Annotated in this window: 16 protein-coding genes and 3 pseudogenes; 10 read left to right on the forward strand and 9 right to left on the reverse strand. The window is 50.4% G+C overall.

Annotated features, from left to right (window positions below; genetic code table 11):
- Nucleotides 1–58 precede the first annotated feature (58 nt).
- The 3 genes from traD to traX all read left to right on the forward strand — a co-directional run bounded on the left by traD (nt 59) and on the right by traX (nt 8,425).
- The gene (gene traD / locus M8Q36_RS24810) at nt 59–2,239 is read left to right on the forward strand and encodes a type IV conjugative transfer system coupling protein TraD (RefSeq protein WP_249882911.1); all 2,181 of its coding nucleotides are present in this window, start codon (nt 59–61) and stop codon (nt 2,237–2,239) included.
- Nucleotides 2,239–7,551 carry a conjugative transfer relaxase/helicase TraI gene (traI, locus tag M8Q36_RS24815; RefSeq protein ID WP_249882912.1) on the forward strand — a complete coding sequence of 1,771 codons (5,313 nt, stop codon included), beginning with the start codon at nt 2,239–2,241 and terminating at the stop codon, nt 7,549–7,551. The genes traD and traI overlap by 1 nt, the downstream gene beginning before the upstream one ends.
- Nucleotides 7,552–7,666: 115 nt before the next feature.
- Nucleotides 7,667–8,425, forward strand: coding sequence for a type-F conjugative transfer system pilin acetylase TraX (traX, locus tag M8Q36_RS24820; protein WP_249882913.1), 759 nt, complete (start codon nt 7,667–7,669; stop codon nt 8,423–8,425).
- 269 nt (nt 8,426–8,694) lie between these two features.
- Here traX and M8Q36_RS24825 read toward each other — a convergent pair.
- Nucleotides 8,695–11,672 (reverse strand): annotated as a pseudogene (locus tag M8Q36_RS24825) (Tn3 family transposase).
- Nucleotides 11,673–11,839: 167 nt separating this feature from the next.
- Here M8Q36_RS24825 and M8Q36_RS24830 point away from each other — a divergent pair.
- Nucleotides 11,840–12,481, forward strand: a complete 642-nt coding sequence (locus M8Q36_RS24830) for a recombinase family protein (RefSeq protein ID WP_249882915.1) — start codon at nt 11,840–11,842, stop codon at nt 12,479–12,481.
- A gap of 141 nt (nt 12,482–12,622) precedes the next feature.
- Here the strand turns inward: M8Q36_RS24830 and M8Q36_RS24835 are convergent, their stop codons facing one another.
- Nucleotides 12,623–14,011, reverse strand: a complete 1,389-nt coding sequence (locus tag M8Q36_RS24835) for an MFS transporter (RefSeq protein ID WP_249882916.1) — start codon at nt 14,009–14,011, stop codon at nt 12,623–12,625.
- A gap of 237 nt (nt 14,012–14,248) precedes the next feature.
- Here M8Q36_RS24835 and M8Q36_RS24840 point away from each other — a divergent pair, with 237 nt between their 5' ends.
- Nucleotides 14,249–14,650: a MarR family winged helix-turn-helix transcriptional regulator gene (locus M8Q36_RS24840; protein ID WP_024906927.1), complete on the forward strand. Its 402-nt coding sequence runs from the start codon at nt 14,249–14,251 to the stop codon at nt 14,648–14,650.
- Nucleotides 14,651–14,760: 110 nt separating this feature from the next.
- Nucleotides 14,761–15,771, forward strand: a complete 1,011-nt coding sequence (locus tag M8Q36_RS24845; RefSeq protein WP_024906928.1) for an aldo/keto reductase — start codon at nt 14,761–14,763, stop codon at nt 15,769–15,771.
- A 99-nt stretch (nt 15,772–15,870) separates the two neighbouring features.
- Here M8Q36_RS24845 and eamB read toward each other — a convergent pair whose 3' ends face one another.
- Nucleotides 15,871–16,458, reverse strand: coding sequence for a cysteine/O-acetylserine transporter (eamB, locus tag M8Q36_RS24850; RefSeq protein ID WP_249882917.1), 588 nt, complete (start codon nt 16,456–16,458; stop codon nt 15,871–15,873).
- A gap of 104 nt (nt 16,459–16,562) precedes the next feature.
- Here eamB and M8Q36_RS24855 point away from each other — a divergent pair, with 104 nt between their 5' ends.
- Nucleotides 16,563–17,441 carry a LysR family transcriptional regulator gene (locus M8Q36_RS24855; protein WP_249882918.1) on the forward strand — a complete coding sequence of 293 codons (879 nt, stop codon included), beginning with the start codon at nt 16,563–16,565 and terminating at the stop codon, nt 17,439–17,441.
- 377 nt (nt 17,442–17,818) lie between these two features.
- Here M8Q36_RS24855 and M8Q36_RS24860 read toward each other — a convergent pair.
- The 6 genes and pseudogenes from M8Q36_RS24860 to M8Q36_RS24885 form a co-directional block, all read right to left on the reverse strand.
- Nucleotides 17,819–18,442, reverse strand: a pseudogene (locus tag M8Q36_RS24860) (LysR substrate-binding domain-containing protein); the annotation flags it as partial.
- Between the two features lie 254 nt (nt 18,443–18,696).
- Nucleotides 18,697–19,221 (reverse strand): hypothetical protein, encoded by a 525-nt coding sequence (locus tag M8Q36_RS24865; protein WP_249882919.1) that lies wholly within the window; start codon nt 19,219–19,221, stop codon nt 18,697–18,699.
- 149 nt (nt 19,222–19,370) lie between these two features.
- Nucleotides 19,371–19,676: a hypothetical protein gene (locus M8Q36_RS24870; protein WP_249882920.1), complete on the reverse strand. Its 306-nt coding sequence runs from the start codon at nt 19,674–19,676 to the stop codon at nt 19,371–19,373.
- A 421-nt stretch (nt 19,677–20,097) separates the two neighbouring features.
- Nucleotides 20,098–20,463: a hypothetical protein gene (locus tag M8Q36_RS24875; RefSeq protein WP_249882921.1), complete on the reverse strand. Its 366-nt coding sequence runs from the start codon at nt 20,461–20,463 to the stop codon at nt 20,098–20,100.
- Nucleotides 20,464–20,742: 279 nt separating this feature from the next.
- Nucleotides 20,743–21,006, reverse strand: coding sequence for an immunity protein (locus tag M8Q36_RS24880; RefSeq protein WP_249882922.1), 264 nt, complete (start codon nt 21,004–21,006; stop codon nt 20,743–20,745).
- A pseudogene (locus M8Q36_RS24885) lies at nt 21,006–21,269 on the reverse strand (S-type pyocin domain-containing protein); the annotation flags it as partial. The pseudogene M8Q36_RS24885 and the gene M8Q36_RS24880, both read right to left, overlap by 1 nt.
- A 91-nt stretch (nt 21,270–21,360) precedes the next feature.
- Between M8Q36_RS24885 and M8Q36_RS24890 the strand changes: the two are divergent.
- The 3 genes from M8Q36_RS24890 (at nt 21,361) to M8Q36_RS24900 (ending at nt 23,831) form a co-directional block, all read left to right on the forward strand.
- Nucleotides 21,361–21,645: a hypothetical protein gene (locus M8Q36_RS24890; RefSeq protein ID WP_249882923.1), complete on the forward strand. Its 285-nt coding sequence runs from the start codon at nt 21,361–21,363 to the stop codon at nt 21,643–21,645.
- A 777-nt stretch (nt 21,646–22,422) separates the two neighbouring features.
- Entirely contained in the window at nt 22,423–22,803 is a 381-nt protein-coding gene (locus M8Q36_RS24895; RefSeq protein ID WP_249882924.1) for a hypothetical protein, read from the forward strand.
- A 371-nt stretch (nt 22,804–23,174) separates the two neighbouring features.
- A complete protein-coding gene (locus tag M8Q36_RS24900) occupies nt 23,175–23,831 on the forward strand; it encodes a CPBP family intramembrane glutamic endopeptidase (RefSeq protein WP_249882925.1) in 657 nt (218 codons plus the stop codon).
- Nucleotides 23,832–23,941: the final 110 nt, after the last annotated feature.

The raw sequence follows: 23,941 nt of genomic DNA on the forward strand, positions 1-23,941 counted from the left end.
ACAGTAATTTAAATACATCCGCCTTCAAAACTGATTTCTTATCCTTTGGAATACCACCATGAGCCTGACTCCTCGCGACTTAACGCAGGGCGGACAGGTCGCGTTTATGCGCCTGAAAATGTTCCTGCAGATAAATAACCTGATTGCTTATTATGTCCTCACGGGAACGGTGTTAGTGGGTATTGCCGTCCTGCTGATACGGATGAGTATTCAGAATCTGACCAACGGCATTATCTACTGGTTTGTCCGGGTGATGTCTCCCTTTACAGAAAAGATGGTCAGCCAGCCGGTCTACACCATTCGTTATTATGATCATACCCTGCACTACAGCGCCCGCCAGGTACTGCATGACAAGTACACCACGTATTGTGGTCAGTTGCTCAGGCAGGAACTGGTTATTGCCGGTTGCGCCGCGCTGCTGGTGGCTTTTCTGGCCACGCTCGCCGTGTACTGGTATCTGGGGTGTACTGGTCGTAAGCAAAGTGAAGATGAAATCATCGGGGGCCGCGTCCTCAGTGATGCGCCAAAAGATGTGGCACGCCTGATGAGAAAGCGCGGTGAGGGATCCGATATCCGAATCGATGACCTGCCGCTAAAGCGTGACGCTGAGATCCAGAACTTCGCCATGCACGGGACTGTATCAACCGGTAAATCCACCCTGATGCGTAAAATGATGAAGCAGCTACGTGACAGGGGTGATCTGGTCATTATCTACGATAAGGGGTGTACCTTCGTCGAGGATTTCTACGATGGATCCCGCGATCAAATCCTCAACGCGCTGGATGCCCGGTGTCCCAACTGGGATTTATGGGAAGAGTGTCGTTCTATCGCCGAACTGGAGAATGCCAGTACGACGTTGATCCCGGCCAGTAGTGGGGAAGATCCCTTCTGGCAGGGCAGCGCGCGCACCATTTTTGCGGAGGGTGCCGAGCGAATGCGTAAGGATGATGATCGCAGTTACAACAAATTCCTGCGCACACTTCTGGCCATTGAACTGGATCAGCTCCGTGCTTTCCTTGCCGGTACGCCCGCATCGACGCTGGTTGATGGCAAGATAGAGAAGACGGCTATCTCTATCCGAAGCGTACTGACAAACTATGTTAAAGCGATGCGTTATCTGCAGGGCATCGACCGTCCGGGGCGAGAGAAATTTACCATCCGGGAATGGATGAAAGGGCAGGCCGATAAATCGAAGAATGGCTGGCTTTTTATTACCTCGGATGAGCAAAACCATGAGTCTCTCAAGCCCCTGATTTCCCTGTGGCTCAGTATTGCTGCTACCAGCTTGCTGGCGATGGGGCCTCATCGCCACCGACGGGTCTGGTTTTTTTATGATGAACTGGCCTCTCTGCATAAATTGTCCTCACTGCCCCGGATTATCTCAGAAGCCCGTAAATTTGGCGGGTGCTTTGTGCTGGGATTCCAGAACATCGCCCAGCTGGAAGAAATTTATGGTTCTAAATCAGCGGCTGGCCTTTTTGACCTGCTGAACACGAAGTTTTTCTTTCGTTCCCCGAGCGCTGAAATAGCGAAATTTGTTGCGCAGGATATCGGCGAAACCCGCCGTCTGAAGTTCAGCGAACAGACCAGCTTTGGCCATGAACAGGTACGTGACGGGATCTCCTTTGGTAAGGAGGAAGAGCGTGTCACGGTCGTCACCTATTCCGACATCCAGTGCCTCAACGATCTTCAGTGTTATGTCACCTTTCCCGGGGACTATCCGGTCGTTGAACTCTCCATGAAATATGAGGCGATGCCCAAAGTGGCTGAGGCTCTGTTGCTGCGTGAAGTACAGACCACGCTTGACCAGAATATTGAACAGGAGATCACCCGTCGCAGCGAAGAAGAACGTCGCAGGTACGCTGGATTATTCGAAGAGGAACCTCAGTTAACGCATGCCCTTCCCGGGAGCGTGCTTAACCCGAAAGGAAACCCTGCCAAACTACCACCAGTACCGGCCAGAAAGGAGACTGTGTCGCATCCTGCGACTGCCGATTCTGACTCCCGATCAGAGGGAGCAGACACTACAGCGACAAGCGGAGCAAGTGGTGGGACGGAACGGGATATCGGGCAGGATCTGCCACCCGGACTCAACCCTGATGGTGAAATAGTGGATGTTGTTGCTTATGAAGCCTGGATGCAGGACTCGCATCAGACCCGCGACAAAATCCGTCGGGAAGAGGTCAATATCAATCATGTAACAGGCAGAGAACATGCTGACGACAGGGAGGTGTGGTGATGCTGTCGATATCCTCCATTAAAGGCGATTCTGCCTATTACAGCCACGAAGACAACTATTATGCCAGCGGGTCGCTGGCGTCCCGCTGGCTGGGTGAAGGTGCGGCGAAACTAGGTCTGAAAGGCGAAGTGGCTAACGTCGATATGGATGCGGTCCGTCAGGGTAGACTCCCTGACGGCACCGATCTCGCCAGAATGGTCAACGGCGTGAATAAACACCGCAGCGGCTACGACCTGACGTTTTCTGCTCCCAAAAGTGTGTCGATGATGATCCTTATTGGCGGGGATACCCGTTTGCTTGAGGCGTGGAATCACTGTGTGGAACAGGGTATGCAGGAGGTTGAGAAGCTTATCAGCGCGCGGATTACGAAAGATGGAAATACGAACACCGTGCTGACCGGAAATATGGTGGCCGCACTGTACAACCATGACACATCCCGCGCATTAGATCCGCAGATCCACACGCATGCCTTAGTGTTTAATGCCACCTTTGCGCAAGATAAATGGCGGGCGCTGGCCAGCGATACGCGCATGAAAACAGGGTTTGGCGAGAATCTGTATGCGCTGCAGGTGGCGATCGGAAACCTTGTGTTACAGCCGTTCAGACAGGAGGCGGAAAAGCTCGGTTACGAAACGGTGGCTGCCGGTAAGAATGGTCTCTGGGAGCTGAAGGATGTTCCCGTCGCGCCGTTTTCGACCCGCAGCCAGACTATCAGCGACGCGGCAGGGCCGGATGCATCAAAAAAATCCCGCGATGTCGCGGCGCTTGATACTCGTCAGGCGAAAGCCTGGGTTGATCCGGAATTCTTGAAAGCGAACTGGCGTCGGCGGCTAACTGATGAAAAGTTCGATATCGATAACTACATCATTCAGGCGCAGGCGCGTGCCGTGTCTCCTGGTCCCGTTGTTGGTGGAATCGAAGGTCATCATGCGCCAGACCAGCCTGGTGGCGCATCTTTCGCAGCGATATCTGCATCAGAGGTGCGAAAAGCTGTCGGCGACACGATATCAGCCTTGTCCGATAAAAAGGTTCAGTTCACCTGGTCGGAGATGCTGGCTGGCACGGTCAATCGCCTGCCTTCAGGGGCGGGGCTGTTTGAACTGGCACGGGCTGGGATCGATGCCGCGATCAATGAGCAACGCCTTATCCCGCTTGATCGGGAAAAGGGCATTTTTACTTCCGATATTCATCTGCTTAATGAGCTCAGTGTTCATCAGTTAGCGCGCACAGCGCTTCGGGAGCAGACCGTGCTGGTGTTCCCGGAACGGGCGGAACAGCGCCCTGTGCCAGCAGGTGATGCAGTATCTGTACTGACGCAGGATAAAAGTCCGCTGGCCATACTCAGCGGCCGCGCAGGCGCACAGGTTTTGCGTGCGCGTATGGAAGACGTGGCGATGATGGCACGAGCACAGGGCCGGCAGGTGTCAGTCATTGCTGCTGACGGTCGTAGTGCTCAGTTCCTGTCGGCAAGCCCGGACCTGGCAGGCAACGTGATGCTGCGCTCGCAAATGAACGCGGAGACGGTATTACCGGTACAGAGCACAGTTATTGTTGATCGGGCAGAGCGTCTGTCGCTGAAGGAGACGCTACTGCTGCAGGAAAAGGCACTCAGTGCCGGTGCGCAACTGATTTTTATGGACACGGAGAACCGGCAGGGAACAGGTAATGCACTGTCAGTTCTCAAAGATGCCGCTCTCCCGCAGTACCGGTTTTATGCCACCCCGTTGCCGGAGGTTCGCCTGGTCAGTGAAGCGGACAAGCGGCGCCGCTACAGTCAGCTTGCGCAGGACTATGTTCGCCTGTCGGCAGAAGGGCGGGATGTGGTGGCGCAGGTAACCGGCACACGAGAACAGCAGCAACTGACGGAGGTAATCCGCAATACCCGGCGTGAAGCCGGTGAGCTGGGTCGCGAGCAGATGACGCTCCGGGTACTGGAGCCGGTGTGGATAGACAGCAAAACCCGTCATCAGCGTGATACCTACCGGGCCGGGATGGTGATGGAACAGTGGGACACTGAAAAGAAAAGTATGACCCGCTACACCATCGACCGGGTGGCAGAGGCGACGAATAGCCTGGTACTGCAGGGGGAAAAGGGTAGCCGTCTGACCCTGAAGATCACCCGGGTTGACGGCAACTGGAGCCTGTACTGCAGCAGGACGCTGAATCTTTCCGAGGGGGATCGCGTCAGGGCGCTGGGGCGCGAACTGAAGGGCGCCATCCGGGCAAAAGATCAAATGACGGTGACCGGTCTGGAAGCGGGCGCGATACGGCTACGCAGCGGTGATCGTGAGCTGCGTTTGCCCATTGAGCGGGCCGTAAAACTCGCACACGACTATGTGGAAAGTACCGGGAGCGGTACCAGTGCTTCCCGCACCGTACTGGCCGCAGTTGGGCCGCGTGGGCTGAATAAACAGACCCTGAATGCCCTTGCGCAAAGTGGCAGTGACATCCGGATTTACACATCGCTGGAGAGCGGACGGGCTGCTCGTAAATTGGAACGTGTGTCCACTGGGCGTCTTGTCAGTGATCGGGTTCGTCAGTTGACGGGCGAGAGTCATCTCGATAAGGCTATACAGGCCAGCCGTGATCGTCTGATGTCAGATGCAGAGCACGCGGTGAGTCTGGCCATCCCGCGTGCGCAGCAGGGGCAGGTTCATCTCAGTGAAATTACGCTGCTCTCAGAAGCCGTAAAATCAGGCCAGCCGTTAACTGCTGTGCGGACTGAAATCGACCGGCAGATAAAGAATGGAGAGCTGATCCCGCTGGATTCGGTTGTCGGGGCGGGAAACCGCGTGGTGATCCCACGAGTGGCCTGGGAGATGGAAAAGTCCATTATCCGTCATATCGCGGAAGGCAAGGATGCCGTGACGCCGCTACTGGCTCTGACACCCGCATCAGTACTGGCGGGACTGACAGGAGGCCAGCGGGAAGCTACCCGGACTGTGCTGGAGAATACTGACCGCTTTATGGCCATTCAGGGGTATGCCGGGGTGGGGAAAACCACGCAGTTCCGGGCAGTAATGAATGCCCTGAACACCCTGTCAGCGTCCGTCCGGCCACAGGTTATCGGCCTGGGGCCGACGCACCGCGCCGTGCACGAGATGCGTCAAGCCGGGGTGGATGCCCGTACGCTTGCCAGTTTCCTGAGCGAAACCCGTCAGGCCATGCAGGGCGGCGAAACGCCGGATTTTCGCAACGTACTGTTTCTGACGGATGAGAGCTCAATGGTGGGCAACCGCGATATGGCAGAGCTTTACCAGTTGGTCGCCGCCGGTGGCGGGCGCATGGTATCCAGTGGTGATACCGCACAGCTACAGGCTATCTCAACCGGTCAGCCGTTTCGCCTGGTACAGCAGCGCAGCGCCATCGATACGGTGGTGATGCGCGAGATTGTCCGCCAGACACCGGAACTGCGCCCGGCGATTGAAAGCATTATCGCCGGGCATGTGGCTACGTCACTGCGTCAGGTGGATGACGTCACTCCCCAGCAGGTACCGCGGCAGGCAGGGGCATGGGTGCCCGACAAATCAGTGATGGAAATTCGAGCGCCGGAGAAAAAACTGGAACAGGACATTCACGATGCCAGCGAACAGGCCGCCGGACAGCAGGTAATGTCTCAGGAACCATTGTCACTGGTGCCAGCCAGTATCATCGACGCTATCCGGGATGACTGGATGGGACGTACCCCTGAGGCTCAGCAACAGACGCTGATTGTGGCTGACCTCAACGTTGACCGTCATGCCATCAATAACGCCATACATGCTGCCCGGCATGAGAAAGGTGATACCGGCGCAGAAGAACGGACGTTTACCGTGCTGGAGCCGCTGCGGGTTCCTGATAACGCCCTGCGTGCGGTAGAAACTTTTGCGGAGTATATCGGTGTCGTGGCGATGATGAACGAACGTTACTGGACAGTGGCGGAGGCGAATTCACAGAGCGGTGTGGTTACGTTGCATAACGACGAGGGAGAATCGGTTCTGATTTCCCCACAGCAGAACACGGCACAGGATATTTCCCTTTTCACTCATCGCCAGCTGACGCTGAGTCAGGGCGATCGGGTGCGTTTTACCCGCTCTGACACTGACAGAGGATATGTAGCCAACAGCCTGTGGGAGGTGGCTGGATTCACTGACGATGGTGCCATCCGGTTCATGCAGGGAGAGCAGGAGAAAATCGTCGGCCCGCTGACCATAACAGAAGATCGTCACATTGACCTCGCCTACGCACTGACGGTGCATGGTGTGCAGGGAGCCAGTGAACGTTTTGCCATCGCACTGACCGGTTCAGAGGGCGGCAGGGGGAGGATGGCTTCCCTGGAATCTCTTTACGTGACGCTGTCACGTGCAAAGGAGCATATTCAGGTGTTTACGGACGATATGGCGCGCTGGCAACAACGGGTTCTGCAATCTGACCGTGGAAAAACTGCCCATGACCTGCTGCGCCAGGAGAGTGATCGGCATACAGCCACGGGTAACCGTCTGTTAGCCATGGCATCACGACTGGATAAAACGGCGCTGGGGCGCAGGTTACTGGCGGAAATCGGTCTGGAAGGCGAAACGATGGCCCGCTTCATTCCTGCCGGCAGGAAATACCCGACGCCGTATGTGGCTCTTCCGGCATGGACCCGTCACGGGAAAGAGGCCGGGGCGCTGCTGTCCGAAATACGCATTGAGGATGACGGGATGCGCGTGATGCTCAGCGATGAGTCCCGGCTTCGTGGTGGCGAGGATGCTCAGTTCGCCGGTCTGCAGGCGAGCCGAAATGGACAGACGCTGGTGGCTGACAGTGCGGAAATTGCGCTGCGGCTGGCACAGGAGAACCCGCAGAGCGGGGTGGTGATAAGGTTGCATGGTGAGGATCGACTGCTCAATGCCATACGGCTCACCGGCGGGCGTATCACGGAGCCGGAAGAGGTCGAGCTGATAGCCCGCAGCCTGGCAGAAGCGGAAAGAGAAGCTATGGCAAGAGAGGGCTATTCTTCAGCAATACCTCCGGATGGGCTACAGAAGCGGGAAGACGCTCAGGGAACAACCGCCCAGGAACTGACGGCGGTAGCCCTTAGTGCCATGCCGTTGGATGAGCCTTTCCGTGCGGGGGGTAAAAGTGATCCGCTCCGGCAATCAGAGCGGGATCGCCGTTTGCGAGACAGTGAAGAGCAGGGTACCCGGGATGAGGTTATCCGCGAAGTATTGGCTGATATGCGCGGTTCACGCCAACAGATCAGTGAACTGATGCGGCGTGCCGGGCATGAGTCGGTGGCGAATGTACCGGAAAAAGACATTGAACTGGAAAAAACGTTGGGCGGTGACTGATGCAGGTAAAAAAACAGATGCTCATTCCAGTCGATATTTACGGTATTGTCTTGTCCAGGTTCGTGTCTGTCGGTTATCACCGTGTATCACCCTGCCTTAGATAGGGGGACAGGTGATGCTAACCCGAACGCCTGTTTTCCCAGTCTCCCTCAATTCAGTACTTAACCTCTCGGCTCTGCAACGCGATGTTATCCGGATAGTCGCATTTGTCGCCATGTCAGGGGATCACATCGGCACCGCATTTCAGTTAGATATGCCCTGGCTCAATATGGCTGGTCGGTGTGCGTTCCCGCTCTTCGCACTGGTGAGTGGTTGTAACGTGGCGAAGAAAAGCATACGACAGCAAGGTATTAACCGTCTTTGGCTGATGGCGTTGCTGGCTCAGCCGGGATACTGGCTGGCATTCAGTGACGCGGGAGGACAGTGGTGGCAACTGAATATTCTGTTCGCTTTTGCTGTTGCCATGCAGGTATTTCGGTTCCTGCAGAATGCGAGCATCCTCAATAGCTTTGCTGCCTTCGTGGCCCTGGTCGTCTATCTGCCGTTCAGTTCTGGCAGTTACGGGGTGGCCGGTCTGCTGGTGCTTGCCGGTGCGCGATTTTTATGGCTGTTCAGCGATAAACTCCGGCCAAGCGTGTTTTCCATCTGGCTGCTGTTTGTTGCTTTGCTCAATGTACATCATGGGGACGTGATGATGCTCTCAGGTGTAATGCTGACACTGACGGTGCTGTTCTGCGTACACGGACTGGTTCCGGCTTCAGGCCAGCGTCTGCAGATTGGACGCTGGTTTGCGCCAGCCTACATCCTTCATCTGCTGGGTATTGGTTTATGGGCAACGTTACCTGCTTTTCCTCTGCTGTCTGTTTTCCGGTAAACGAAAGCAATCACATGAAACGAAGCAATAGTGTGAAATTAATAGTTACAACATACTAATGAATCTTTTTATATAGCTTGCAGGCAGCTCCGGCGCTGGTCTTCATGATGTCTGTCAGAAAAACGGACAAAGTTCGTTCCTGAAGCAGGAATGGTAGGCAGCTTTGAGCGATATGCGGGCATTCTCAAAACATTATGAACTTCGTGGTGTGTTAATCATTGGGTTGGAGGTTAATTGGGGTCAGTTTGGATATCGAAAATTATTGTACGTTAAGGTCGTTTTTTGACCTTCCTACTTTAGCTGGCCGCAGCCGACGAAACTTACCTGAAGCCGGTATCCGGTTGCTTTTCCAGATATAATCGCCTGTAAGATTGATGTGTTCCCAGCCTAGCGGGGACAAATGCGATAGCAGTTGCTCGTTGATCTTCATCCCTTTACGCTTCAGGGCATCGACCGCTCTTTCCATATAGACGGTATTCCACAGCGAGATAGCTGCCGTCAGCAGCGTCAGTCCGCTGGCGCGGTAGCTCTGATTTTCCGGTTTACGATCCCTGATTTCACCCAGACGGTGCAGGAATACCGCGCGCGCCAGCGCGTTACGGGCTTCTCCTTTATTCAGTCCCGCCTGGACCCGCCGACGAAGTGCCGGATCGCGGAACCAGTCGAGCATAAACAGCGTTCGTTCAATACGGCCAATTTCCCTCAGTGCTTTGGCAAGTCCGTTTTGCTTGGGGTAGCTGGCAAGCTTTTTCAGCATCAGAGATGCCGTCACGGTTCCCTGCCTTATCGAGGTTGCCAGGCGCAGCACTTCACGCCAGTGAATTTCGATCTCTTTCAGATTCAGGCTGGTTGTTGATATCAGTGACTGAAGCGCCGGGTATTGGTCTGTTTTCCCTTTGATAAACAGCTTCTTGTCGTGGAGATCCCTGATTCGTGGACAGAACGCAAAGCCTAGCAGATGCATCAGGGCAAAGACATGATCGGTGAAACCAGCTGTATCGGTGTAATGCTCCCTGATTTCCAGGTCGCTTTCGTGATACAGCAAGCCATCGAGAACATGGGTTGAATCCCTGACCCGACTTATTATGCAGGTGTAAAACGGGCTGTATTGATCCGAAATATGGGTATAAAACTGACGTCCAGGTTCTTGCCCATATTTCGGGTTAACCTGCCCTGCGTAGCGGCCTGAGCTGCCTGTTCTGAAATTCTGTCCATCTGATGATGACGTTGTTCCGTCTCCCCAGAATGCCGCCAGTGGTCTTTTTCCCTGCGTATTTACCAGCTCAGCAAGAGCGGCTGAATAGGTTTCGTCTCGGATGTACCATGCCTGAATATCTTCGAGTGATGATTTGGTGCTCCCGGGGCAGGCTTCTGCCATTTTGGTCAGGCCAAGATTGATGCCATCCGCAAGAATGGTGGTGAGGAGCAGTCGGGTATCGGGACGGGTAATGTCATTTTTTATATGTGAAAAATGACGGGTAAACGTCGTCCAGCTGTTTACCTCGTCGAGAATTTCCGTGATTTTAGGTCGCGGTAGCATGCTGTAAACCAGTTTTGCCAGCGGTGAAACCTGTGCCGGAACGCAGTTATCCAGCGGAGAGACTTTTACGCCCTTGTCGGATATTTCCACATCGGGCAGTTCATCAAGGGCAGCCATGGCATTGACCTCTTCGAGTCTGGACTGAAGCAGAGTCATACGACTGGCAATGTACTCATGATAATCAGCAGATACGGGCAGTGGCAGCGCCGGTGTGAGTTTGTCAAAGTCCTTTTCGGGAATGAGGTAATCATCAAAATTTTTGTAACGGCGTGAGCCTTTAACCCAGATGTCCCCGGAACGCAACGCTCCCTTAAGCTCGCTGAGCGCACAAAATTCATAATACTGCCGGTCAATACCCGCAGGTGTAATCACCACCTTGCGCCAGCTTTCAGGGACAAACTCAAGCGGCGCAGTCGCCGGAACTTTACGTGACTGCTTCCGGTACATATCCTTGATCACAACCAGCGCATCAGCCAGAGGTTGTGCTGCCGGGGTTGCGACTAACTGTAAAGCGGACAACATGCGCGGGGCATATTTCCGTAATGTGCTGTATTTCTCAGTAATAATATGCAGCGGGTCAAAATTATTTTTTCTGGCGAGATGGCGTGTTTCCTCCAGACTGGCGACAAATTCAGGCCACGGGAGTATATTTTCTATTGCGAGCCATGGATCGCCACCGGAGTCGCGGGCGTCAGACAGCGCCTGACCAACATCGATGTATTGCCTCAGTTTGGACTGGATCAGCTTTCCGGTCTGCTGAAGGCGCTCAGCCTGTGTTCTTTTGGCTTTGCTAAAAAGGCTGTTTAGCATTCGCTCATGCAGCTCAATCACTTCGTCTGTCAGTGTGGCTCTGGCTTCTTCCAGCACGCACACCAGGATCGCATGACGGCGGGCTGCTGTAAATCGGGTCAAATCCCGGCTACTCATCTTTCGGCCTTCCCGCGCCAGTTTCAGCAACCTGTTCTGGTGAATTGTACGATCTATACCTTCAGGTAATGCCAGCGATTCAATACTACTGAGCCGATCAAGATGTTGCAGCACGTTCTTACCATTGATTTTACCCGGCGGTTGCAGAAGCCATGTCAGCCTGGAAGGCTGATTATCTGATGACTCAAGTAAACGATCCAGGGCATCCCTGTGAGCCGGAGTTAACGGGGCATTCAGGGTCTGAAATACGATTTTATCGCCGCCTGCCATGGCCTCCGCACAGGTACGCTCCACGACATCAATCGCGGGGATTATCACTTTGTTCTGCCGGAGCCAGACCAGTAACTCTTCGGCCAGGAGAATACCTTTATCGGTGCGCGTCGCCATCGACAGCAGGTGTGTAATACCGTCCTGCTGTATTTTGCCGGTGAACGCCTTTACGCCAAGATAGCGGTACAGTTCGGTTAAATGCTCACGCCGGGTCGTATCCCTGCCGGAAAGGTAAGCAGGCCAGAGATCCCCGGTAAGCTTTAGCCTGCTGGCGATATGCTTCAGCAGCGCATCAGAGGGTGGGATTTTTTTATCCGGGGCAAAGCCGACATTTTTCAGATAGCAAAGAAGGACGGCAAAACCAAAACGGCTGGCGGGTTTACGGTGAGCACTGATAAGCGCCAGATCATGCTCACTGAAATAGGCCATTCGGGTCAGCGTTAACTCATCGTCCGGTAATGCCAGTAATGATTCTCTTTCCGACAGAGAAATAATCTGCCTCCTTGCCATATAGTTTCCCTCATAAATTATTCGATGCGGTATTTTTAACAAAAATGGTTATCGCATAAGGGTACATGCTGACACCATAACTAAAACGTGACGGCACACGATGAATGACATAACCTATATGCGATAGATTAAATGCAATAACCTAAATGCGACAGCGTGGTAAAAAAATGTTCATCAGAGCTTATTTGAGGGCATCGACAGAAGATCAGTTTGCCGATCGGGCAAAAGAGCTGCTGGAGCAGTTTGTTGAGGAGCGGGGACATAAAATAGCCAGTTACTACAGGGAGAACATCAGCGGGACAAAACTTGATCGCCCGGAACTGGGACGTTTACTGATGGATAGTCACTGCAATGATATTTTGCTGGTCGAGCAGATAGACCGTCTGACCCGTCTGAGTAACAGCGACTGGATGACGCTGAAAAAGCAGATAGAACAACACGAGCTGCGGATTGTCAGTCTTGATGTGCCCACCTCATGGCAGGCTCTGTCAGATAGAGATCCTTCGCAGGCAGACCCGATTACCCGCGCAGTAATAACCGCCATAAATAACATGCTAATCGACTTGATGGCCGCAATGTCACATAAGGACTGGCTGAGTCGCCGCCAGCGGCAAAAACAGGGGATTGAACGAGCGCATACACTAGGTAAATACCAAGGTAAGCAAGCTGATCGTGAGCGTCACCAGAAAGTACTGTATTACCGGCAGGTTAAGAAATTGAGTATTCGCGAAACCGCAGATGCAACAGGTTACAGTGCTTCGCAGGTATGCCGGATACAAGCGCTGTATAAAAATAATGAATTTGCCTGAAAAGCTGGAATAACGATGTTTATTGCAGTCATTGCGTAGGCGTCATAATTAGGCCTTGTAGACACTTTTAATGACCAGCTGTCTGGAAGTCCGCTGTTTGCCAGGAGCGGACATTGACTTGCTCCCGTGTTGCTGAGGCATTTACTTTTTCGGGGAAATTTTGCGGCGCAGGTAATTCGCCGACAGCGCCGCAATAAGGCCACACAGGCTCATCAGCAGCCAGGCTGCATGGAAGGATTCGGGTGCAGCAGCTTTACCGCTTAGAGCAACAAAAAGCGCAACGCCGATCGCCGCACCAATCTGGCGTGAGGTGTTGATCAGCCCTGTTCCTGTCGAATACATATGGTCCGGAAGCCCGGAAACCGCACCTGCCATAAAGCCCGTCTGCGCGATACCCGCACCGAGTCCGGTCATAATCAGTCCGGGCAAATAGTTCAGTAACCAGGCATTATCGGTATGGTCGCTGAGCGTTAAAAACCACCAGAGTCCACTCAGGAAGTACAGTACGGAGCCTGCGACAGCAAGGTTCTGTGGAGTGGCCTTTACCCTCCCGATAAGCAGCGAGGCGACAACGGCGGTGCCGGGTCCCGCAGCAAAAGCAAGACCTGCCTGTGCGGCGGTCAGGTGCCATGCCTGGGTCAGAAACATCGTGCCGCCAAGTAACATAACGGCAAAACTCATATAAAAACATCCCATGCCTATTGTTGCCGTTGTGAAAGCCCGGGAATGGAACAGACTCAGGTCGAGAAGAGGACGGGAGGATTTCAGGCAGTGGTACACAAATACCGTCAGAACGACGATGGCTCCCATACTTCCCGCGAAAATAGCGGCTTTGTGGGTGGCCCATTCCGAAGTATGAGCTATGGTGGCGGTGAGGAGAGCTATTCCTGACGTCAGGAGTACGCTTCCAGCAATATCGGGGGCAGGCCCGGTATGCGGTGCACTTTCTTTCAGGTATCGGGTACAGATGAGAGCCCCAATCACGATGGGCACGTTGATGAAGAAAATCAGATGCCAGTCCGCCTGAACCAGAAAGCCACCCAGGACAGGGCCCGCCGCGGCCGCAACCGAGCCGGTGGCTGCCCAGAACCCGATCATCTGCTTATGCTTCTCCTGAGGATACGCACCCAGTAGTAGCCCAAGGCTTGTCGGGATGAGCATGGCCGCAGCAACCCCCTGTATTGCCCGCGCGGCGATGAGTATCCAGAGCGTGGGCGCCAGCCCGCAGAGCAGGCTCGACAGACCAAACAGGGCCAGACCTACCGAGAAAATAGTCCGTCGGCCGTACCGGTCAGCAAAACGGCCGCTCAGCACCAGAGTGGAGGCAAAACAGACTGAGAAGATCGTCAGAATCAGTGACAGTGTGGCCTCGGGGTGTTCGGGAAAACTTCGGCTGATCGACGGGAAGGCAAGATTGACGACAAATAAGTCCAGTGAGCTCAGGATGCTGCCCAGCCCGATTGAAAGCAGGCCAGCCGGGTGAATACGTGACGGTGAACTCGATGCTATGGTTGATGAATTAATGACCATGTTTCCTCTCTGAACAAAGCGCTGTCCGCTGACTACGGGTATAACAATATACGTGTATATACCCACATATTGCGATCAGCGTCAACGCTTTCCAGCAGGTCAATAAACCTTCGGGTTCAGCCAGGGAGTCACTGCATCAAATGTTTATTTTCCGGTGTCGCATTCTGGACTCAGATCTAATGCGGGTATACGCTCTTAAATCCCTTTTGTTATCTGATCTTGATATGGGCACTGGATATGAGTTCTCCCTGCTACTGTAAAAATCTGCGTGATTTCACACGTAAGATGACCGCGATTTACGATGCCGAGCTGGATGCCTATGGCATCAATATTGCTCAGTATTCGTTGATGAGGCTGGTGATAAACAATAATCCCGTAAGCCTTACCCGGCTCGGTGATATCGCCGGGCTGGATCGTTCTACGGTAGGACGAAACGTCACCGTTCTGGCGCGTCAGGGGTGGTTGCAGGTTGACCGTGATGGTATGGACAAAAGGCAGCAGCAGGTCTCTATCACCCCTGAAGGTGAAGCGCTTATCAGAGACGCGTTTCCGTCCTGGCAGCGCTGCCAGCACATCATTGAAGAACGTCTTGGCGCGGACAACGTCATGGCGCTGCAGAACATTTTTCACCAAATCTGAATTGCAGGTTGTCAGCGTAAAAGAATAAGATGATATATGGGTATATACCCGCTAATCCGGGTCTCCTTCAAAGACATGGTAAATCATAAACATAAGCAAGAGGGGACAATGTGAAATATCAGATCCTTGGCAATACAGGCGTTCGAGTCTCTTCAGTAGCCCTGGGAACGGCAAATTTTGGCATGCGATGGGGATACGGCGCATCGTTAGACGAAAGTCGGGCGATTTTAGATGCTTTTGCAGAGGATGGCGGTAACTTTATAGATACGGCTGATGTGTATCAGTTCGGTGAATCAGAAGAGTTTCTGGGGGCCCTCCTTCAGGGACGCAGAGAGAATTTCTTTCTTGCGACAAAATATTCGAGCGGCGCATCTAAAGCAGCTGGCGGGCTGGTTACAGGCAACAGTCGCCGGGCGATGGTGTCTTCGGTGGAGTCGAGTCTGAAGCGGCTTAAAACCGATCGTATCGATTTATACTGGGTTCATCATCCTGACGATATTACGCCGTCAGAAGAACTGGTACGGGGGCTTGAAGATCTGTCCAGAGCCGGAAAAATTCTTTACGCCGGTTTGTCCAATTTTTCGGCCTGGCGGCTGGCACGCGCAGCAACGCTTGCCGAGCTGTCTCGCGCGGTGCCGATTGTCGCCTCTCAGTTCCAGTACAGTCTGGTTTCACGTCAGCCCGAACGTGACATGCTGAAAGCCTGTCAGGCGCTGCAGATAACACCCATAACCTGGTCCCCGCTGGGCGGTGGAATGCTCACAGGCAAATACCGCGCCGGTGAAAAAGGCAGGGCAGAAGGGATGGGCGGAAAGGTATTCCAGGCGGAAAACAACGAACAGCGGAGCGCCATTCTTGACGAGGTTCTGGCTATAGCCACTGAAAACGGGGCAAGCCCGGACCAGGTAGCTATTGCCTGGGTTGCTGCACAGGAATGTATCCCTATTATTGGCCCCCGGACCCAGGCGCAGTACGTCAGTAATGTGGGGTTTTCAGGGGCGAATCTCACAGAGGCACAAATCGACAGGCTGAACAGCGTCAGCCAGTTTGACAATGACATTAAAACTGCCCCCGTGCAGGCATTACTGGGGCATGTTATACCGGGTAAACCCGTGGCATAACATTAGGGCTATAGCCCTGGGGGATAAACTGACATCAGAACTGTTGTCAGTTTATCCGACTGAAATGACGGGAATAGGATCAAGCGAACTGTATGTGTTTCACAACAACATATCCACTGCGACCAGTACCAGTGCCCCTGCAAGGATCCTATTGACCAGGCGACCGTGCTGGCGAAGAAGCGCCTGAAAAAGGTGTCCTGCTGCCGCCCAGCAGAGGTTGCCAAAAACACCGATCAAAGCCAGCAGAACGCTGATCAGAATAATCCAGACCTGACTGCTGGTATAGGGAATGACGAAAGTAGAGAGCGCCGTTACTCCATAAAGGATGATTTTTACATTCGCAAACTGCAGTAAAAAACTGGTTCTGAAGCTCAGTGGGACGTCAGAACGGGTGTTATTTGCAGGCTGGCTTCGGGCTATTTTCAGTGCCAGCCAGAGAATATAAATCACGCCTAACCAGGTCAGCCAGTGGGTTACGGAAGGCAGTATCCGGGTTATCGCCACGGTAAATAAGGCGCACAGGAGCATAATAATGAGAAATCCAGCCCCCATGCCAGCCAGTGGACGTAGGCTTTTATGAAACCCGTGAGTATGCACGCAGCTCAGAGCCAGAATGTTATTAGGACCTGGGGTAAGTGCAGTGATGAAAGTATAAGCCAGAAAAGCGCCAGCAATTGAAAGTGACATAATAACTCCTCTTTTTTTTTAATTTAGAGGATGCCAATAAGAAAAAATATTGAATGTTTTCGCATTCATGATTCAACATTATGAATACTTCACAGGAGACAATCTTGGACTTACGTCGTTTGTTAACCCTCAGGACCATTCTGGAAGAAGGATCGTTTGCCAAAGCAGCCAGTAAACTTTGCTGTACGCAGTCAACGGTTACATTTCAGATCAGACAACTTGAGGCCGAATACGGCGTTCAGCTGTTTGAAAAAATTGGTCGCCGCATGGTGCCAACGGATGCCGCCAGGAATATGATGCCCCATATTCATGAAATGATGGTCGTTATAAATAGCATTAAGCAGGCTGTCCAGCGAAACGATGAACCGGAAGGTGAATTGCGCCTTGCCGTGGGCGAGACGCTGCTCTCCTACAAGATCCCGCAGGTGCTGAAGAGTTTTAAGAAAAGAGCGCCGAATGTGTTGCTGTCTCTGCAATCCCAGAACTGTTATACAATCCGTGACAGCTTGCTGGCCAATGAAATTGATTTGGGGATTTTCTATCGTGTGGGCAATGATGCTTCTCTCATTATGGAAAACTATGGCGAACATCCTCTCGTGCTCGTTGCCTCTCCCGAATTAGCACTGGTTGATTTCATTCGGGGAAATCAGCATATCCCCGTTAGTTTCATTATTAATGAAAAACAATGTGTATTCCGTCTGATGTTTGAATCTGTCCTCAGACAAAGAAAAATAACGATTGACTCCACCATTGAACTCATCAGCATTGAAAGCATTAAGCAGTGCGTGATGGCTAATACAGGCGTGACGTACTTACCGCGATTCACGGTGGAGAAAGAGCTGCGTGCCGGACTGTTGCAAGAACTTCCTCTGTCACCACGCCCTGAAACCCTTTCTGCAGTGTGTGCTCATCACTCAGGTAAGGTCATTACGCCAGCAATGGAGCTGTTTATTCAGTCCTTACGGGAGAGTCTGGATGCCTGATCGCTGCCCTCGTATTGCTTTGCAGGATTGCCCTGTCGGTTTTAGCAGTAGACAGGGCTGACAATGATTAACGGCCAAACGATGTCACGTTGGGCCGGCTCCCCGGAAGTCCAGGTACGGCTGATGACACTAGGTCAATTTTGCCTTTCATTTTCAGGTATGCGCGGCGTGCTCTGACCTGCTTCCGGTTGATTATCAGATGCCAATTTTAGTCATGGATCCCGGCTGTTATGACAAATGCGAACTTCCGCTGTTCGCTCATAGCTGCCAGTCAACGTGGTCAAGTCCCCTTACCGCAGACAAGGTGTATAAAAAATCACCTTAACGTACAATAATTTTCGATATCCAAACTGACCCCTAATTGGATCATTGTTCGGTCACGGCTGCGCCTTATTGATATAAGTCTGTAAGCCTGCTGCGAGAATATCGAACACCGTTTTACAGGCCTCACTGTGGCGTAAGTCCTCATGCATCACCAGCCAGGTGTCGAGATGAAATGCAAAGAAATCAGGCATCAATCTCTCTAACGGAACAGGGAAACCGGCCAGTTGAACCTGACACATCCCTATGCCCGCGCCTGCGCGGATAAGGTTCAGTTGCGCGACATCACTGTCAGTGCGGACGGTAAAGCGTTCACGATTTAACTGAGGAAAGTGTTTCAGTGCCTGTAAAATAAAGGGCGTCGTTTTATCAAAGCCCACAAGCGTATGGGTGAACAGCTCGTCAATACTTTCCGGTGCGGCGTGGCGTGCCAGATAGGACGGCGAGGCATGCAGACCAATTTCAATACTGCCCAACCGACGCGCAATCAGTTGTTCCTGCACCGGTGTGCTCATGCGTACCGCAATATCCGCTTCCCGGTTCAATAAATCCTGTATTCGGTTAGACAGCACCAGCTCAATGGTAAGTTGAGGATAATCTGCTTTAATTTGTGCAATCAGGGGGGGCAGCACTTCGGTGCTGATAATTTCGCTCCCAGATACGCGAATCACGCTATGTAACCGGCGAATAGCGAAGGAGAACGTATGGATATTTTGCGCGTAGAAGCCTCGTTAAAATGGATGGTTAAGAAGAATAAATGTGCCGGGTGTGGCCGGGTTCAGTTGCTCGCGGCTACAGCACTGATACCCGGATGACAGATTTTCACATATCCAGCCAGACCGGCACCCATTAACCCCCATCTGTCTGCCAACCCAGCTGTCAACAGCATCCCTGTGTACGAGAGGCTCATCTGCATACTTCTTTGTTTTGGGGATTATGCTTGTTTCATTTTGCTAAAGATTTTTATCCTTATCGTGACATCGAGCACTTGTAATTGATCTACCTCTACATCCCAGATTAGCCCAGAATTACTGTAGGAGACCCCACCGACGCTCAAAGATAAGGAATCGGGTAAATTACCAGCGCTGATTGCCACTAGAAGTGAATAAAATTTATCACTGCTAATATAAATATCCGCCTGGGCAGAATATGAATCAAGGAAATATAACGTACCTGTGTTTTTCTGATTATCTTCCCCCTTCAACAGCCTTATTATCCATGGTGTTAACGCAGGATAGGTTTCGCCCTCTTTCAAAAAACATACTTTCCCTTCACTGGAAGGCGTTGCTTCAAATACCAGGACCGAATCAGATTCGGCTTGAGTTACAAAGTTGACACTAGCCACATTGGACTTGAAATTTATAATGCCTGTTTTTATTGACATGATCTCTTTACCCAGATTGTTGATAAAAATAACTGCTTTATCTTCTCCCGGAAAAGCTTTTATGACATGCCCCAATTCAGGACGCCTTGTGACTTAACCAGTTAACAGTCGCAGCGTTTCTCTCACGGCATACCAGCTTAGCGTGCATCATTACTTTTCTCAGAAAATAGAGCATTTACTGATACTTACATCATTCTTATTGACACAGAATGCGGAGGTATGATCTATTTCGATTCAATAAATATGACACTGCCGCCATTCTGATGAACGACAGAAAGAACCGCATCTCCAACTTTAACCTCATCATTTTTATATTTACCTGACATTAGCTTGGTGATGATATCCATTGAAACCTTAAAATTCCCCGGCGATTTTTGCGTTGCATCAAATGCAGCCGAAGCTAAACTTACGGAGCGGGTTGCGGCATCAACACCTTTCCCTGAGCAAACAGTAACAACAATACTGCGAACATTATGATTAAATTTATTTGCTTCAATTCCTATTCTGTTGCATTCGTCAAATTGGTACATCCTGCAATTGCCCATGCCAGTACACCCGCCCCCGGAGGAGCCAGTACGCTCATCGTATTCACTTGATACCCTTGTTAGCACCAAAAGTGCGGAAAAAGAACATACGAAAAGTCACATTGTAGATCTCTGTTTTTTATGAAACTACAGAAATGAAAATAATAATCACAGTATTGGTTGGGCTGGCTTCGTCACAGCAGCTGCTTGTGGCCATACAAAGCACAGTACCGACGTGCCCGATCCGTCACAGGCTTGTCCAGCCAGTTGAAGCAGCAAAAAACCAGTCTTTACCGGGTTCCTGTATATCGAGATGATGTAGCAAACGATTGTGTGCAGCAGACCGGCATCGTACCGGTCTGTGTCAGTATTGACGTCATTGCACAGAATCAGGGGAAGATGAAATCAATTCAGCCACCGGGAATGTTCACATACAGATCGTCCTGGAACCCTCGTCATAACAAATCTGTTTTTTGCCGCTTGCGTCTGTGATGTAAGTATAATTGCCAATGGTTTGCTTTCTACTGCCATCGCTACCGAAAACTATGCCACTGCTTTCGTAATATGATGTGGTATGCCCGTCTTTATCCTGCGAAAAAGTTCGATCTCCGCTCTGGTAGGTGATGCTGCCATCACTACCGAATACAGTGCCGCCTGAATTCTGATAAGTGGTTCTACCCTCATCGCTATCCACATAGGTTGTATCGCCATCATGGTAGATTGTGGTGCCTGCATGAGCAGAGACCGAGGAAAAGGCAGCAGCGATCAACAGAGATTTGAGTAAAATTTTCATGGCCAGGTACTCAGGTGTATGCCGGTGTTTGGCTTTTACATCATACGCTTACTGGGGCAGTAAATGACCATCTCAATCGTACTGGACACTGATAATCCAGACACTTCCGATCTGCTGGCACTCATAATAAAGAACGGGAACAAGGCGGCTCCGCAGCGGGATACAGACATGCCGTTGGTGGGGCTAAAATTGCTGTCATGCTAACTGCCGAAGTTTACTGCACGTGTGATGGCTAATGTAACTTGTGGCAAGCCCCTGTTCAGGGGCTTGTCAGGTGGATCATTCAATGCCGTATCTTTTTTGTGTCACAAAATCAGGTTCTTTCCAGTTGGGGCCTTTTTCCGGAAGAGGATTTTCGTTTTCTACCAATTTACCTTCCCAGATCAATCGTTGAAACGTTTGTAACAACTTACCTTCTGAAATTACTTCAAATTTGTAACGAACAAACATGCGATCAATGACTGGATAAGGAGTGCGCGGCGCGAAATGCAAGAGAATATCTTCCACACTCTCATTTTTATAAATATTTTCAAGATCTAACATTATTTTCCCTCCTCCGCTTTACGATACGCTTCCTCAGCCTCTGGTGTATACAAAGGATATGTTTTTTCGTTTATTTTATAATCTTCCAACGTTGCAGTATGGGTGTTATTCCAGACTTCAGCTCTATTCTTCGGTCGTTCATCATCTTTTATACCCAGATTCCGGTATCTTTCTAGCTCCCTGATTTCATGAGTATAAAACCGTTTATCCGTATCCGTTATTTGTAGCTCCCCTTTAAGGATTTTCTCCAGACGCTCAATCATTGCCAGAGGAAATACACGTGGAAAATTTGATTACCTAAGTTTTGGTTTATCAGGCCTGACCGGGGCACGTACAGCAGGGAAATGATATTATTTGAACCAGTTGTTAGGCGCTCAAAAACAAGATAACACCTCATCATTATTAGGAGACATTGCTGGTACCGGCCTTGGTTATAATGTTAGTATTTCAATTACAAATAGGTTTGAATCGCAGTACATCTTAAACCAGCCTGGACTGGATGCCAGCAAAAATGCTTTAAAATACTCAGAAACATCTTTTGGTCCTGGATATTTAATAAAAGGGGGAGAAATGAGCTCGTTCCGGGAAGTGCTGGCGGGGCCGTTGGTTCGTTTATATCGGAAGGTGGGAGTAGCGTAGGTCAGCAAAAAAACAATGGGGGTAATAAATGAAGTATCCTTTATTAGAACTTAATAAGGTGATGCTTATTTTTGCTGTCACTTGCTCAACTGGAATAGCTTTAACTATCTGGTTGCTCACGAAAAACCCTATTCCATTAGCAATATATATAAAATATGGATGCATAGGTGCCATCGTCGGAGTCTGGATTGGCGCTGGAACTGGGTTGTTATTCTTCCTACAAATAAGAAGGCATTTCCATAAAAAGGGCATAACGAAGGGGCGCTAACCACGGCTGATATCGAAGCGGAAGCGAGAGCAGTCGGCGCAACGGAGCGCCAACCCATAGATTACACGGCAGTGCTGGGGAAAAATGATGCACTGGCAAAGACTCTGTGACTGACCGGGACACCCGGTCTCATTGTGATGCCGGTGCAGCAGCTCGCGGCCATCGATAAAGCACAACGCTGACGCGTCCTGTCCGTCCGGATTGATTATAGGTACTTACTGTCGCACTTATAATCACATCCAGCCAGACCGGCATGATGCCGGTCTGGCTGGATTCACACCTGTTTGCCAACCACACTTTAAGTAGTTCACCACTGAATGAGAAGCTAATCTGAATGATCATTATGAGAACTGAAAACATCTATTGTTAGGATATTTGTTTCTTCAAAAGACGTAAGTTGATGCTTATCATAAATTTACACATGTTTACAATCATTCACTTTTCACCCCCTTTTTACACATGCAATAGTCAAACAGCACATTCTGCAAAATCAAATTAAGAGGGATTTTATGTCAAATATCAGGGCGTTAAATTCAGATGAAATTGCTCAGGTGAGTGGTGGTGGTAATTCAGGAGACCATGAACACAATTTCGATCGCTCTTCGAATAATGGCTATTCTGGAGGAATTGGCTATGGTGCGCAGGCTAACGGGCGACTGGGTAACACGGCCGCTAAAAATCAGGGCCTGGGACAAGGTGATTGTTCAAATGGTGTAGCAGGTGGTCTTATTGGAGGTCTTTCTAGCGGTAACGCGCTGGGCTTTGCAGGAAACCTGATTGGAGGGGCTATTGCCGGCGGGTGTTTCAAAGGTTCAGATAACGGCAACTCCAGCAATCGAGGCGGTAGCAATTGCAGCGATGGCGGCTTCGGTGGAACCTGTAACAGGTAACCTGACCACTTTGGATAATATCAGAACCAGGTTGCTGGTTCTGATATGTTACATAAAGGAGGATATGATGAGTGCAGAAAAAAAATGGCATTACTTTTATTTATTAGTTTCCTTTCTGATAGTCCCTACATTGTACTTAAATTTAGGAATGGTGGTATATTGGTTTTACAGTATACCAAAAGTTTTATCGCTTATGACTCTTTGGGTAGTTATTCCAGTCGGAACTTATGTTTTGGTTAAAAATGTCTCATTAGCTTTCAGATATATTTTCACTAACAGTAAAATGATAAACAACAGGTCGGATCAATAAGTTTATTATAGACGAATTTTGGACGCTAGATGTTCTTTAATCAATCAGGGATGTTAAGCATATGAACGAAAAACATATTTCCTTTTTTTCTCACGACAAAAAAACGGCTACAACCTTACTATTCGCCTTCTTGGTTTCAATAGCTATAACTGCCCTGCCGTATTTGACAATAAAATTTACGACCCTGGAAGCATCCTTATATATGATGCTAATAGTAGAATTTATTACGGCGCTTGGTTTCTATTTTCTCCTTTTACGGCATTATCCGCAATATAAAATAAAAACAGAAACAAAGTCTGGCTTTGTAACAAAATCGCTACTTTTGTTCTTTTTGTTGCTTTTAATGCATATATTTGTTTTTATGTACAAAAAGGATATTTATCATTACAAGGCATCTAAACCTGAGTTCATGTATGTTATTGCGCTTGTGATTTTTGTACCATTTTTTGAAGAGATTTTTTATAGAGGTTGTTTTTTTGGATTTATCTCTTCTGTTTGCAAATATAAAATTCTACCTCCTGCTTTAATTACTTCTGTGTTGTTTTGCATGATGCACACTCAATACTACTCTCTTCCAGATCAACTAGTTCTGTTTAGCTTGTCACTGAGTCTTATTTATCTTCGGGTTGAAACAAAAAGCCTTTCGTATCCTATGCTGCTGCACTCTGGAATGAATGCGTTTGTCATTTTTTTAAATGCGCAGGAATTATATAGGTAATGTTTGTATTCAGGAGATTTCACTCTCAAGTTCTGTTCAGTTGGCGGGGGAAGATTCAATAGAACTCAAATTAGCTTGAGAAAGACATAATAAAAACCAAGCGAAATGAT

The sequence above is a fragment of the Kosakonia sp. R1.Fl genome (genome assembly GCF_023516815.1).
Lineage (GTDB): Bacteria > Pseudomonadota > Gammaproteobacteria > Enterobacterales > Enterobacteriaceae > Kosakonia.

Excerpts from the sequence above, each read along its gene's own strand:
- traD (WP_249882911.1), top strand. The coding sequence starts at position 59 with ATGAGCCTGACTCCTCGCGACTTAACGCAGGGCGGACAGGTCGCGTTT.
- traI (WP_249882912.1), top strand. The coding sequence starts at position 2,239 with ATGCTGTCGATATCCTCCATTAAAGGCGATTCTGCCTATTACAGCCAC.
- traX (WP_249882913.1), top strand. The coding sequence starts at position 7,667 with ATGCTAACCCGAACGCCTGTTTTCCCAGTCTCCCTCAATTCAGTACTT.
- M8Q36_RS24830 (WP_249882915.1), top strand. The coding sequence starts at position 11,840 with ATGTTCATCAGAGCTTATTTGAGGGCATCGACAGAAGATCAGTTTGCC.
- M8Q36_RS24835 (WP_249882916.1), bottom strand. The coding sequence starts at position 14,011 with ATGGTCATTAATTCATCAACCATAGCATCGAGTTCACCGTCACGTATT.
- M8Q36_RS24840 (WP_024906927.1), top strand. The coding sequence starts at position 14,249 with ATGAGTTCTCCCTGCTACTGTAAAAATCTGCGTGATTTCACACGTAAG.
- eamB (WP_249882917.1), bottom strand. The coding sequence starts at position 16,458 with ATGTCACTTTCAATTGCTGGCGCTTTTCTGGCTTATACTTTCATCACT.
- M8Q36_RS24870 (WP_249882920.1), bottom strand. The coding sequence starts at position 19,676 with ATGTACCAATTTGACGAATGCAACAGAATAGGAATTGAAGCAAATAAA.
- M8Q36_RS24875 (WP_249882921.1), bottom strand. The coding sequence starts at position 20,463 with ATGAAAATTTTACTCAAATCTCTGTTGATCGCTGCTGCCTTTTCCTCG.
- M8Q36_RS24880 (WP_249882922.1), bottom strand. The coding sequence starts at position 21,006 with ATGTTAGATCTTGAAAATATTTATAAAAATGAGAGTGTGGAAGATATT.
- M8Q36_RS24895 (WP_249882924.1), top strand. The coding sequence starts at position 22,423 with ATGTCAAATATCAGGGCGTTAAATTCAGATGAAATTGCTCAGGTGAGT.
- M8Q36_RS24900 (WP_249882925.1), top strand. The coding sequence starts at position 23,175 with ATGAACGAAAAACATATTTCCTTTTTTTCTCACGACAAAAAAACGGCT.